We start from the raw sequence: 14,002 nt of genomic DNA on the forward strand, positions 1-14,002 counted from the left end.
AAGGGATTCGGGAGGTACAACATGAATGGAGCATATTCACGGAACCCATGATATAACGGTAGTTGCTCTTTCTTTTATCATTGCCTTTTTGGCTTCACTTACTGCACTAGATCTTGCAAGACGAGTGAATTTTTCAAAAGGATGGAAAAGAAATACATGGCTGTTTAGTGGATCAACCGCAATGGGGTTTGGAATTTGGGCTATGCATTTTATTGCAATGCTAGCATTTAAATTGCCTGTCCCTATTCATTACAATGTCTATTTAGTTGTCATATCGATTGTTGTTGCGATTGTCGCATCGCTATGTGGACTGTATTTTATTTGCCATCCGAAAATGAACATGGCGAAATTATGTATAGGTGGTACCTTTATGGGATTAGGGATTAGCGGGATGCACTATATAGGGATGGCGGCCATGGAAGGTATTCATATTATGTATCATCCTTACCCATTTGCGCTTTCCATTTTGATTGCAATAGGTGCTTCCATTATTGCATTGATGCTTGCGTTTCAATTTCGAGAGGCCCAAAAAGGTATAAACAATCTAGCTAAATACATTAGCGGGGGGATTATGGGAGTAGCGATCGCTGGCATGCATTATACAGGAATGGAGGCTGCAACGTTTACTCTAAGCCATCTTAATCCAGGAAATCATACAGTAGCCAATCATGATAGTGATACAATTGTTATTTTTGTTGCGATTAGTGCAGTGATAATTCTAGGAATTGTTCTTGTTAGTTCTTTTATTTTAGACAAGAGATTAAATGAGGAAATCGCTTTTAAAGGAGCGATTCTTGAGTCTGTATTAGATTGTGTGATTATTATCAATCATCAGGGAAACATCATAGAATGCAATCCAGCAGTAGAAAAAATATTTGAATATTCAAGGCAGGAAATAATCGAACAAAACATGGAGAAGAAGCTTTTTTTGCATTCGTCTTTGTCAAATATGTCATTTTCAACGCCGTTCATTCAAACGAATGAAAAATGGATGCTTAATAAACGGTTTGAAGTCACTGGTGTTCGGAAAAGTGGTGAAGAATTTCCAGTTGAGATGACAATAACAAGGATAAAAAAAGATGGACTCCCTGTCTATACTGTTTATGCCCGAGATATAACGGAATTCAAAAATGTAGAGAAAACGATCAAGCAAATGGCTTATCATGACACACTTACGGGTTTACCCAATCGTCGAATGTTTCATAAAAAGCTTGAGCAATCTCTAATTGAGGCAAAAGAACATCATTCCACTGTTGCTGTAGCATTTTTAGATCTTGATCGTTTTAAGAATATTAATGATTCAATGGGACATGCACTAGGAGATTTACTGTTATGTGGTGTAGCTAATCGATTAAGTGGCTGCTTGGATGACGAGGACGTAGTATCCCGTAATGGCGGGGATGAGTTTACCATTATCCTTAATGATACTTCTGAACAAGATGTTATCGATACAGCAGAGCGAATCATTCATTCTTTATTAGAGCCTTTTAACCTGGAAGATCATGAAGTTTTTGTTACGACTAGTATTGGAATATCGATGTATCCAAGAGATGGGAAAGACAGTGAAACGCTAATAAAAAATGCCGATGCAGCGATGTATAAAACCAAAGAGTCTGGGAAGAATGGTTTTTCATTTTATCAACCGGCTAGCGGTCCGGGAACTCCTCATCAGTTACAGTTAGAGACCGAATTGCGCAGAGCTTTAGAACGAAATGAATTTGAAGTTTATTATCAACCGCAATTTAATACCAATACAAATGAAATAATTGGTGTAGAAGCCTTGGTTCGCTGGAATCATCCAGAACGGGGAATGATTCAACCCGTTCACTTTATTCCGTTAGCAGAAGAAACAGGATTAATCGTCCCTTTAGGCAATTGGGTATTGCGTAGCGCTGTTATTCAGTGTAAAAAGTGGCAAAAGAGTGATTCAATCCAGTTGTCTGTAAATTTTTCTGCTCTGCAGTTTCAAAATCCTACTATTATTTCTGTTATAAAAGAAATACTGGACGAGGCGGATTTTAATCCTTCTTTACTAACTATTGAAATTACAGAAAGCATCGCTATGGATGTAGACTACTCTATTGAAGTATTGCGCAATTTAAAAACGATGGGAATTAAAATCAGTATGGATGATTTTGGTACAAAGTACAGTTCGTTAGGGTTTCTGAAAAAAATGCCTATTGATCATTTGAAAATTGACCGATCATTCATGAGTAATGTCATGTATGACTCTGATGATGCAGCTATAGTGAAGGCAATTATTTCAATGGCACATAGTTTAAATATTAATGTGATAGCGGAAGGGGTCGAAGATGAGAATCAACTTTCGTTTTTAAAGGATTTGAAATGCAATGAGATACAGGGATTTCTTCTAAGTCCTCCCGTTTCAGTAGAGAATTTTGAAGTATTGTTACAGAAGTATACGACTAACATGGGAAATCCATTGTAATAAAGTTTCACTTTATCCCGTATTAACGGGCAGTAAGCCCCCACCTAGGCTATGAGGAATCGAAGAAGCGTAGGTGGGGGACAACTGCCCATAAGAGCCCGATTGGTGAGATACAGTGAAACTTACCTTTGTGGTTTTCAAAGGTAAGTTTGCGCCCACAGAATGTGAATCATTGAATTGAGTTCGTAGTGTCGCTTTATTAAAGTGGAACAGAGATATAAGTGACACTAGAACGGGACTAAAAATCAGTGGAGGATGAAGAAAAACCCCCACTGATTGAAGTTTCACTTTATTAATATAGGAGTGAGAAGGTATCTCATAAGGGTCTGACCTCGCACTCTATACACAGTATATAGTAGTAAAATACTAACTATATACTGTGTATAGTCGTTGCGGGATCAGATCCTTTCGTTTGGACTATAAAGAGAAGAGTTACAAGAAAAGATTTGTGAGAGTATTAAGATCAAGAAGAATTTGATACAAAATTACATGTTTGTTAGCAAGTTTTTAGAGAATATACCTTTTGAAGATGGAGGACAAACGAAAAAAAAATTGACGTTATAACTCTCATATTGAGCTGCTTTAATAATCCTCACGATTTCCTTGATGGAAAGCGGATCGTCACAGTTGTCCCCTCACCTTTTGAGCTTTGGAAATCAATAGTCCCATTATATTTTTCGGTAATATGATAGCAAATCATTAAACCTAGTCCTGTACCATTGCTTTTTAACGAGTAAAAAGGAGTACCTAGAGCCATAACCTCCGCTTCTGACATGCCGGAACCATAGTCGGTTACGTTTATCTCGACAAAATGATTTTGTCTTTTTGCCGTAACAAGAACAGTATCGCCAATTTTTGAGGCTTCAATGGCGTTTTTAATAATATTAATCATTAATTGTTTATACTCAATGTTGTTGGCGTAGATGTAGCAATCTTCATCCACACTTAAATCGATCGTATTATCACGTAATAAACCATATGATTGAAGTAAATCCGTTACACTTTGAAGAACAATTTTCACATTCACAATTTCCATTTTCTTATCTTTGTCTGGCTTTGCGATAGTTAAAAAGTGCGAAATGACTTGTTCTGCTGTATTTAATTCATCAATCATCAAAGTAAAATGTTTTTTGCTATCATTACTGAATGGTGTGTCTGTTTCACGGTAAAGCTGTAAAAAACCTTTAACTACAGTCAAAGGATTTCTAACTTCGTGTGCAACAGCAGCTGCTAATTGCCCCGTTGTCTTTAATCGCTCGGAATTTTGCAATTGTTCATAATATAACTGCTGTTTTTTTATCCGTACATACGATGCTTGATAAATAAAATAGACAAGCACTTGACTGCCTATAATATTAATAATATTCCCAACTATATCTTGTTTAATATGTGGATATAGATTTCCCTGATCAATTAGCACAATATAGCAAAACGTAACTGTGATTGATAGTCCATTTAATAGTAATGATAAATAAAATAACTTTGAATCAAAAAATAAAATGGCAACAGCAGGGATTAAACAAAGAAAGATAAAGGTAGACCAAGTTTCTGGATATAAAAAGAAAAGTGTATAGAAATAAGCGGATCCTACGAAAATAATGACAACTCTAAAGATATGACTTTCGTACTTAGGATATAGCAATAAACATGCCGATAGAACGTATATAAGCACAGCTTGTAATATGTAACCTGCCTCAAATTCACGATAGCATAGAATAGATACTAACATCCCTACCATCATTAGGGATATGATGATGAGCACTACCGTATAATATAATCTTTTATTGATTTGAGTATAAACTTCTTTCATACATACTCCTTTTGTAGTACTTAATTGTGAGTGAAATCTTTTGAATTGCACATTTAGCGGGTTTTTATCCGCCGTATATAAACTTCTCGTTGAAAGAGTACCTCGTGATGTTAAACAGTCCTTTAAATATAAAAAATTCTATTTTATTATAATAGCATAAATGAATACAAAATTAGTGGAGATTTACCATTTGTCACTAGTAAAACATTGCGTGCGTAGGAAATAATGATAATAGGGATTATATAGTATTGTATCATATGTAAATTAGTTTTTGAAATATAGTTACTTACGTTAAGTAACGATGGAGTTGTTTAAAAACATTATTCCATTAAAGGGACAAATTGTTGAGAAAGAGCTACCGATTTTAAAGATGGTAAATAAGTTTAAGGTTAATAGTGGTGAACCTTTTCATAAGGAAATGAGGTTTTTTAAGTAAGGGCGTCGCCTAAGACTACATAAAATGGAATACAGTATATGGTGGAACATTTTTGGTTAAGATTTTGTACAATATGTTAGTTACCTAATCGTTCGCTAACATGTGAAGATCATTTGAGAAAATTCTCTGATGGTTTTCTACTATTATGTAAACAGTACAAGTGAAGGAATTCCAGTTTAGAAAGTAGTAGGATAAATAATAGGTGAATACAAGTGCATTCTGTTAAACAGAAAAATGGCAACGGCCGTTTCCTTGAATAAGCATGTTTCTATTTATGAACAAGTATGCTGTAATAGTGATAGAACAATCGTTCATCCTGTTCTAAGTAGTCAAAGAAGTGAGGAATTAATGGTGAAAAAATTTAAGAAGTTTTATTTAGAGATTACAAGTGTATGTAATCTTGCTTGCAGCTTTTGTCCGCCAACAGAACGTCAGAAGCAATTTATTTCTGTGGAGGATTTTTCTAAGAGATTAGACCAAATTAAACCGCATACAGACTACATTTATTTACATGTAAAAGGTGAGCCACTGCTCCATCCTAAAATAGGCCAATTGTTGGACCTAAGTCATGAAAAAGGGTTTAAAGTTAATATCACAACGAATGGAACATTAATTAATAAAAAGAGAGAAAAATTATTAAATAAGCCTGCGCTAAGACAAATGAATTTCTCACTCCATAGCTTTGATGGCCATATTGGTTCTAAAGATAAGGAAGGGTATGTGAAAAGCATCCTTTCTTTTATTAAAGAAGCAACGAGCCAATCAGAAATGATTGTTTCCTTGAGACTATGGAACCTTACACAAGACAATGCGACGAATATTGAAAGAAAACGAAACAGAGAATTACTAGAAATTATTGAGAAAGAATTTGATTTAGACTACAAAATTGAAGAGAAGGTCGTACCAGGAAGCGGCGTGAAAATTGCGGACCGCATCTTCATCAATCAAGATTACGAGTTTCAGTGGCCTGCGTTACATGAAGAAGAAGATGATGGGAAGGGCTTCTGCTATGGCATGCGAAATCAAGCAGGTATTTTAGCAAATGGGACTGTTATTCCTTGTTGCCTAGATGGTGAGGGAGTTATCAACCTTGGAAATATTAATGAAAATTCATTTTCTGATATTATCGAGATGGATAGAGCAAAAAACCTAGTAGATGGTTTTTCACGAAGAGTGGCAGTGGAGGAACTATGCAGAAAATGCGGATATCGCAAAAGGTTTGGAAAATAGATAGGCAAATGGCTAGGATTTAGTAAGTTAGATAGAGTCATTCCAACTCATTACCTCATTTATGATTTAACGCGGTGAACCTTACCACAAATAGGTAGCGATTATCTAAGGATGATGGGGGAGCTGTTCGTAACCTTATGTAGGAGATGCCCCCTAAAGCTAATATTAAACAGTTTGTGGCTGACAACGAAATGCTAAAAAGCTCTAAAAGATGTGAAGGGAAATATTCTATTCAGTGTTTATATAAGGTATAAGAGGTATTTAAAAGTGTTGATTATTACAAGTGGTTTATAGGTATCGAACAATACAGATAATGATAGAAAGAACGTACAGATTCCATATAAATTACAAGCGTGTTAAGTATCTTAGGATGAATTATAGCCGTATATCACGATTTTTTTCGAATATACGGCTTAGTTTATCACTTTGCCGTATGTTTCCTATATTGTAAATACCTTCTAGTACAAGGTCATCAATAACAACATATGCAGCTTCTCTTTTCGGATTAAACATTCCATTCACCATACTAAAAGTACAATTAAATATTAAATAATTTAACGAGGTTAGTGGATAAAGTTAGAAAAAAGAAAAATAAGCGGTAGAGACTTTGAAATGCCCCCTTTTGAGGTCTACCTTTTAGTAAATATATTAGATTAAGGATCAGTTACATTTAATGGTAAAACGAAAAATCGATATTGTGAAGCTTCTACATACTCTTCTACAAGTTCAGATGTAATCCGATATCTTCTTAGTTCCTCAGCAACTTCCCTGTTACACAGCTTCCTCCGAAGGGATCATATACAACATCTCCTGGATCTGTTAGAAACTTAATAAAGAAAGATGGTAGTTCATTTGGAAAACGAGCTGGGTGTGGTTTAATATTCAACCTTTTCCAAACTACCAGTTGGTTTTAATATTCTTTTAAATTCTGTTGCAAATTCAACAAACCAATTAATATAGTCAGCTGCATCTTGATTACCATAATTTTTCTTTCTTAATCATGCAAAAGGGGGAGAAGTAACTATTAAATCAATACTATTATCGGCAATCTTCTTGGCACAATCAGTTCCCCAGGGTTTTTAGTAAGTATAATTGAACCGGTTCATCCCCATCATGGTCCATAGCAATACTCCTATCTGATGTTCCAGGAACATAGCTGAAAAACGTAATTCCTTTTTGTGCAAAAGAGACTTGAAAAGGCCATCCTTCTCCTGGATTGACCTCCCATACCTGTGGCACGCCGGTATAATCAGAAATAAAGCTGATATTATTTCCATTTGATCCATATTCAAAGCCTTTTACCGTACGTACATGCAAATAAGGGTCAATACTTATTCCATACATTACATGCCATTCGATTGGATTTCCAAATATCATAGTAATAATGCTTATTTAATAAATAGAAGTTTTTCCATCTTGTTACAGTATATTTAGAATAATGGAGTATGCTGCTCATTTAAATTTATTTATTTTGATTGTTTATTTGGCAAATCATTGCTTGCCACAGTGTTTGAATACTACTTTCAGGACTTAAGAATTATTACTAATTTCGTGATTTTTTGTTCCAGTTCTGTAATTAATCGTTCATTAGACTAATATACAAATAGGTGGTAATGGAAATATAATGCTTGTATACAAGTATACAGAAGGGAGCTTTAAACGATTCTTTCAATACATAGACAACATAGATAGTAAGGGAGAGATTAAGATGATAAAACGAATTAGTTCAATTCTTTTGACAGCAGCGATCTCCATGTCTACATTAGTAGTTCCTGCTAATGCGATGAACGGTGGAACGGGAGGGACCAACCCCTGGATGAACACCAAGCTCTCTGCTGAGGAGCGCACTGAGCTGCTTCTCGATGAGATGACAATGGAACAGAAGATCCAGCAAATCGCCATCTCGCGCTTTAATGAGAACGACACCGGTGAGACGGTCGTCATCAAAAAGAAAGGTACTGACAAGTACCAGAGTGGCGAATTCGCGCCCGAAGGTACACTGCCTGGGTGTGAGTGGCAGGACACTGGACGTCAGATCCGTGGGATTGAGGAACTGGGCATCCCTACAATCCGTATGACTAACGGTGGTACGGGTGTAAAGGGCGGATCATGTGGTAATGACCCGGTGGCAACGGGACTTCCGTCCACTCCGGCGATGGCCGCGACTTTCGACCAGGAGCTGAACTATGAGGCTGGCCGCATTCTCGGCGAAGAGACTCGTGCCTTCGCGCATCACGTGTTGCTCGGACCGGGCATGAACTTAATACGTCACCCGTACGGTGGCCGAAACTATGAATATTTCAGTGAGGACCCGTACTTGACGGGTACACTGGCGACCGAGCAAGTCAAAGGCATCCAGGACCAAGGGGTCCAGGCCCAGCTTAAGCACTTGGCCGGCAACGAGCAAGAGACCGAGCGATGGACGATGGGTGTCCAAGTTCCTTCAAAGGCCATGAACGAGCTGTACATGCTGCCTTTCGAGATGACTGTCAAGGATGCTGATCCAGCCTCAGTGATGTGTTCATTCCCGGATGTTAACGGCACTTATGCTTGTGATAGCTCTGAATTACTCCAAGATGCCCTGCGTGTTAAATGGGGCTTCGACGGTTACGTCATGAGTGACCGTCGCGCGATTCACAATACGGTATCTGCTATCAAGGCAGGTACGAATGTAGAGCTCGACTGGGCACCGCAGTACTACACTGAGGAGAAGATCCAGGAGGCGCTAGACTCGGGTCAGGTGACCGAGGACGACATCGACAATCTGCTTCGTCCACGATACGTCAAAATGATTGAGTTCGGCCAAATGGATGAGCCTTACGACAAGTTCCTGCCGGAGATCGTCGATCCGATGGCCAACGGCGACAGCGCACGTGAGATGGCCGAAGAAGGGGCCGTGCTGTTGAAGAACGATGACAGCTTCCTACCACTGGATGGTAAGCAGAAGTCGATCGCGCTGATCGGCCTCGAGTGGTTCGCCGGTGAGGCCAAGATGTCACCGCGCTCCATTCGGGTAAACAACGAGAACGTCGTGACCCCTTACACGGTCACGCCGAAGCAGGGCCTGGAGAACGTCATCAAAGAGCTGGGCTACGACACCAAAGTGACGTACAACGATGGCCGTGACCCGGAGGCTGCTGCCAAGCTAGCCGCCGAGTCTGACGTCGTGCTACTCATGGTCGGCGACACCCCGGCTGAGACCATAGACCGCGAAACTCTCGGCTTCCCGGCCATTCCCCTCGGCAAGAACGCGGACTGGGTGGAGCAGGAGCCGTTAATCGATGCGGTTCTGGAGGCCAATGCGGAGAACACCGCTGTGGTCCTGAAGACTTCCGGTACGGTGCTTATGCCGTGGCTGAATGAGGTACCAGCAGTGCTTGAGGCTTGGTTCCCAGGCATGGAGGATGGCAATGCGGTTGCCAACTTGCTTTATGGTAAAGTCAATCCTTCTGGTAAGCTGCCTATGACGTTCGGTGCGACCGAGCGTGAAGCTGCCTTCGCGACTGAGGAGCAGTTCCCTGGAACGCGTCAAGATACTGGCAAGCCAGGTGGCCCAGGCCCGTACGGTAACGGTTCTCATCAGCTAATCGCCCAGTACACTGAGGGTCTTGAGATGGGCTACCGTTGGTATGAAGCCAACGACGTGAACCCGGTCTTCCCATTCGGGTACGGCTTATCGTACACGACCTTCGCGTATGACGACCTCAAGGTGAAGAAGGTCCAAGGTAAAGGCTCGTTGTCTGGTATTGACGTGTCCTTCACAATCACGAACACTGGTGACGTTTCCGGCAAAGAAGCGGCACAGGTCTACCTGACACTGCCGGACGAGGCGGGTCAGCCGACCAAGCGACTTGTCAACTTCGAGAAGGTTGACCTTGAGCCAGGTGAGAGCAAGCAGGTGACTGTGCGCATTAACCAGGCTGACTCCAACCACCCGTTCTCCTATTTCATTCCGGAAGAACCGGACAACCTAGGGAACTGGGCAGATGGCGAGTGGGCTACTGTTGATGGAAAATACCGCGTGCATGTCGGTGGTTCATCTGCAGACACTCCGCTAGAAAAGGACGTCCCGTTGAACTTCAAACTTAACAAGGACAACGGCAAAGGCAATAACAATGGCAATGGCCAAGGCAACAACAATGGTAACAAAGGCAATGGCCAAGGTAACAACAATGGTAACAGCCAATGACAACAGCAATGGGATGATATCGGCGACCCGGTAGGGGGCGTCGGGGCATCCTGAAGGCGGTGAGCGCGTGAGCTCACCGCTTTTCTCGTCGCTTTCATGGGCGACGAGAGGAACGAAAAGAGTGCAGAAAGGATGTGAGAAGTTCTGATGAAGGAATCTGTTCGGAACAGCCGGCGAGGGCTGGCACATACATGGTGGATGGTCCTTGGCCTGTTGGTCCTCTTGACCGCATGCACCGTCGAGGAATCCGAAGGGACGTTCGAGAGCGATGAAGCCGTGGGACCCGCCCCGTCCGGGCATGGCGACTGGCAGTCCCCCGGCTTGGTGGATCGGTCCGGCAAGCCGATTGAGGTGCCAAGGCCGGGTCCGGCCACGGGCAGGACCCTTGACGTTACGCACTTTGGGGCAGATCCGGATCCGGACTCACACGACGACGCAGCAGCCATCCGGGCGGCCCTGGACGCGGCCGTACCGGGTGACGAGGTTGTGCTGCCGGCCGGCACGTATGACCTGCGTTCCACTGACCCGGCCGACGAGTCGGCGAACATCGTGTTGCGCAGCGGCGTGGACCTGCGGGGAGAGGGCCAGGAGAGCACCGTGCTGCTGACCTCTCTCGACGGAGAGGATGACAGCCGGGTAATCCGCGGCTCCGGCGTCCACGACGTCATCGTAGCTGACTTCACCATCACCTCCCGTTATGAGGGTCCACTCGGCGACGACCCCGACGACAGCGATGCGAGTGGCGGACCGATGTACGGGATTTACCTTGGAGCCCTTGAAGGGCAGGCTAGCTCCCGGGTCCTGGTGGAGAACCTGGGCATCCGCAGGTTCGAGCGTCAAGGCATCTCAGTCAAGGCCAGCCGTGAAGTGACTCTTTCTGGAAACTACATCAGTGAGGCAACTGCCGTCGGTCCCGGCGGACAGGGCTACGGCATTGCTATCGAGGGCTCAAGGGACCAACGCGACCCGGATGCCGCCAACGATTCCCGGCACAACGTCGTCATCGGCAATACCTTCGATGGCAAGCATCTGCGGCACGCTATTTTGCTGCAGTTCCCCACGCACAACAATCTCGTGGCGGAGAACACCATCGTCGGTAGCCTCCTCGACGCCATCGACCTGCACGGTGAGGGTGAATACCTGAACGAGGTCCGGGACAACACGGTCATCGGCGGGCAACAGGCTGGCATCGCGCTGGGCAATTCCGGCGGGTCCAAGAACAAGCACGACGCCTCAGGGCCTGGAAACTGGGTGCACTCCAACGACCTGATTGGAAACCGTCAGGGAATCCTCGTCATTCTGGGAACTCCTGACACCCTCATCGAGGATAACAGGATCACCGCTGGGGAGGATTCGAAGGTAGGCATCGAGGTCCGCAATGCGCCGGGCACGGAGTTGCATGGTAACTACATCACTGGAGGGATTGACGGGTTCTGGGCCATCCGGCTCCGTGAGGACCACGGTACTGAAGGACGGGGCAAAGGCATCCCCTCAGGCATCAGGATCGAGTCCAACGTCATTCGACAGGCCGCCAACGGCATCAGGATCGATGCCGGGGAGGACCTCAGCATGGTTGAAAACGTCGTCGACGCCATCGACGGAGCCAAGCTGAGGGTGGTCGACGGTATCGAGGTGAGCCGGTCGGCCCAGCGGAAAATTCAATAGAGATAAATGTGGCACCATCTGTCCAACCAAGGGTAAGCATGCGAAATCCCTTATAGAAACGCAAGGGTGCGAAAGTTGAGTAATTAGTAATTCTTATTTTAACTTCTATAAGTAACCCAGCCTTCATCAAAAAGAGGGCTGGGTTCCATTTAATAAGTTCACTCAATTTTCACGTAAACCATATTTAATATATTCACTTACTACTTATTCAATATTTGCTTCAACATAAAATAGGCATACTAGATTGTTCCTAATCGACAAAATGTTTAGGGATTTTTTAGTCTTCAAAATGGAAAAGCTGACGTGGCTATATGATATTGCCTACGTCAGCTTTTCCATTGTTAAAACGAATAAGACCCAATAAGAAAATGAAAGATACGCTTTTTAGGTAATGTTTCAGAATATATAGATTATAAATTCTGTCCAAATTTAATGTTATATTAATAAAAAAATAAGATATAAGATAGAGGAGCGGTTATGAAAAAGGAATGGATTCTACGATGGTCTTTTTTTATTTTTGGCTTAATGGTGTTAGCATTTGGCATATCTTTAACAATTGAAGGAAAGCATTTAGGGATTGGACCATGGGATGTGTTTCATTATGGTCTATTTACTAAATTTGGCTTTACTATTGGAACTTGGTCGATAATAAGTGGATTTTTACTTTTGTTGATCAGTTCAATTTTCAATAAGGCATGGCCAAAAATAGGGGCTTTTCTAAATATGTTGTTTCTAGGGTTATTTATTGATCTTTTTAATTCGATTTTACCTAGCATTGATAGTTTAGCAGGAGCAATAATAGCCTTTATCATAGGTGTTGTTTTAATTGGGTACGGTATTGGATTTTATGTTTCTGCTGATTTTGGAGCAGGTCCTAGAGACAGCTTTATGTTATTAATTGTTGAAAGAACGGGTTGGAGTATCCCGTTGGTTAGAAATGGCATTGAAGTTCTCGTTTTTCTTCTTGGTTGGATGTTAGGGGGGCCAGTTGGAATTGGAACAGTGTTTATTGCGTTTGGATTAGGTCCAATGTTAGGATTTTCTATTCCTCAATGTAAGAAACTGATGGCATATTTCCTTGACCAAAAGGATCGCCTGTTAACGCATATGTAGACAATTAAAAATAAATAAACACGATATATGAGGATTCCTTCATGGGGGGAGCCCCTTTCATTTCAAAAGTATTTGCTAGTCCCCGCATTTTTGAGAACCTTATATAGATATGCTATGGAGAACCGTATCACAAGTTAAATATAGTAATCCAAATTGTGCAATACTTGATCTTCTACAATCGGGCGCGATTCTTCAATAAAGAAGATCGCTTTTTTCCGTTATAGGGCCATTTAATGGAGGAATAGTCTCAAGAAAAATTGAGTACTCATGGTAATTAGTGTGGTGTTTGTGAAAGATTGTACTTAAACTATAGTTGCAGTAGTGGAACAAGGAGTAAGTGATAAAATAACAGAAAAGATACTTTATTATAAGGGGGAAAATAATATGGAAATAGTATATTTTGCAGGTGGATGTTTATGGGGAGTACAAGCTTTTGTAAAAACTTTACCTGGTGTTAAGTTTACAGAAGCGGGAAGAGCTAATGGAACAAGTCACACTCTTGAGGGTGATTATGATGGTTACGCCGAATGTGTAAAAACAGGATTTGATCCAGCGGTGGTAACTATCAGGGAATTAATGGGATGTTTTTTTGAAATAATTGATCCATACAGTTTGAATAAACAAGGACAGGATGTTGGTAAGAAATACAGAACAGGAGTATATAGTGAAAAGCAAGAACACTTAAAAGAAGCGAAGGCATTTCTTGATGAGAGAAATGATCATGACCTTATAGTTGTTGAAGTATTACCTCTTACAAACTATGTGAGAAGTGCAGAAGAACATCAAGACAGGTTAGCTAGATGTCCAAACGATTATTGTCATATTCCAGAAGAAATATTAAGTAGATATAAGTAATGTAGAATATTAAATGATTATCATCTATTGATGTTTAGCCAAAAGAAGTTGCTTTAAAAGTTCAATCCTTATTCAAGTAGGGGGTTATATTTGTATAACGATCTTCAACAATCGGGCGCGATTCTTCAATAAAGAGGATCGCTTTTTGTCATTATAGGGCCAGATTTTTGAACAAAACCTTAAAAGAAAATAGATATCTATCTAAGCTTAGAGGAGATTGTGTAGGTCTGTACTTAAACTAACGGGGAGCTTTAA

Annotated in this window: 9 protein-coding genes; 6 read left to right on the top strand and 3 right to left on the bottom strand. The window is 41.5% G+C overall.

From position 1 onward, the window contains the following. Window positions 1-25 precede the first annotated feature (25 nt). A complete protein-coding gene (locus V179_RS0102180; protein ID WP_028390070.1) occupies window positions 26-2,449 on the top strand; it encodes a bifunctional diguanylate cyclase/phosphodiesterase in 2,424 nt (807 codons plus the stop codon). Between the two features lie 592 nt (window positions 2,450-3,041). Here V179_RS0102180 and V179_RS0102185 read toward each other — a convergent pair. Then, a complete protein-coding gene (locus V179_RS0102185) occupies window positions 3,042-4,259 on the bottom strand; it encodes a sensor histidine kinase (protein WP_028390071.1) in 1,218 nt (405 codons plus the stop codon). Window positions 4,260-5,046: 787 nt separating this feature from the next. On the opposite strand from V179_RS0102185, the gene V179_RS0102190 reads away from it, so the two are divergent. Next, entirely contained in the window at window positions 5,047-5,925 is an 879-nt protein-coding gene (locus V179_RS0102190) for a radical SAM/SPASM domain-containing protein (protein ID WP_028390072.1), read from the top strand. A gap of 748 nt (window positions 5,926-6,673) precedes the next feature. On the opposite strand, the gene V179_RS32280 is transcribed toward V179_RS0102190, so the two are convergent. Continuing rightward, complete coding sequence (locus tag V179_RS32280) at window positions 6,674-6,811, bottom strand: DNA methyltransferase (RefSeq protein ID WP_200868651.1); 138 nt, start codon at window positions 6,809-6,811, stop codon at window positions 6,674-6,676. A gap of 176 nt (window positions 6,812-6,987) precedes the next feature. Next, the gene (locus V179_RS0102200) at window positions 6,988-7,302 is read right to left on the bottom strand and encodes a TolB-like translocation protein (protein WP_028390073.1); all 315 of its coding nucleotides are present in this window, start codon (window positions 7,300-7,302) and stop codon (window positions 6,988-6,990) included. Between the two features lie 331 nt (window positions 7,303-7,633). Here V179_RS0102200 and V179_RS26875 point away from each other — a divergent pair, with 331 nt between their 5' ends. The 4 genes from V179_RS26875 to V179_RS0102220 all read left to right on the top strand — a co-directional run bounded on the left by V179_RS26875 (window position 7,634) and on the right by V179_RS0102220 (window position 13,747). Further along, window positions 7,634-10,114 (top strand): beta-glucosidase, encoded by a 2,481-nt coding sequence (locus tag V179_RS26875; protein WP_084552185.1) that lies wholly within the window; start codon window positions 7,634-7,636, stop codon window positions 10,112-10,114. 750 nt (window positions 10,115-10,864) lie between these two features. Continuing rightward, window positions 10,865-11,779 (top strand): right-handed parallel beta-helix repeat-containing protein, encoded by a 915-nt coding sequence (locus V179_RS32625; RefSeq protein WP_456061775.1) that lies wholly within the window; start codon window positions 10,865-10,867, stop codon window positions 11,777-11,779. Window positions 11,780-12,256: 477 nt separating this feature from the next. After that, window positions 12,257-12,892, top strand: a complete 636-nt coding sequence (locus V179_RS0102215; protein WP_028390075.1) for a YczE/YyaS/YitT family protein — start codon at window positions 12,257-12,259, stop codon at window positions 12,890-12,892. Between the two features lie 384 nt (window positions 12,893-13,276). Then, window positions 13,277-13,747, top strand: coding sequence for a peptide-methionine (S)-S-oxide reductase (locus V179_RS0102220; protein ID WP_028390076.1), 471 nt, complete (start codon window positions 13,277-13,279; stop codon window positions 13,745-13,747). Window positions 13,748-14,002 lie beyond the last annotated feature (255 nt).

This window comes from Bacillus cihuensis (genome assembly GCF_000504145.1).
GTDB lineage: Bacteria > Bacillota > Bacilli > Bacillales > DSM-1321 > Peribacillus > Peribacillus huizhouensis.

Excerpts from the sequence above, each read along its gene's own strand:
- V179_RS0102200 (WP_028390073.1), bottom strand. The coding sequence starts at position 7,302 with ATGATATTTGGAAATCCAATCGAATGGCATGTAATGTATGGAATAAGT.
- V179_RS0102180 (WP_028390070.1), top strand. The coding sequence starts at position 26 with ATGGAGCATATTCACGGAACCCATGATATAACGGTAGTTGCTCTTTCT.
- V179_RS0102220 (WP_028390076.1), top strand. The coding sequence starts at position 13,277 with ATGGAAATAGTATATTTTGCAGGTGGATGTTTATGGGGAGTACAAGCT.
- V179_RS0102185 (WP_028390071.1), bottom strand. The coding sequence starts at position 4,259 with ATGAAAGAAGTTTATACTCAAATCAATAAAAGATTATATTATACGGTA.
- V179_RS26875 (WP_084552185.1), top strand. The coding sequence starts at position 7,634 with ATGATAAAACGAATTAGTTCAATTCTTTTGACAGCAGCGATCTCCATG.
- V179_RS32625 (WP_456061775.1), top strand. The coding sequence starts at position 10,865 with ATGTACGGGATTTACCTTGGAGCCCTTGAAGGGCAGGCTAGCTCCCGG.
- V179_RS0102215 (WP_028390075.1), top strand. The coding sequence starts at position 12,257 with ATGAAAAAGGAATGGATTCTACGATGGTCTTTTTTTATTTTTGGCTTA.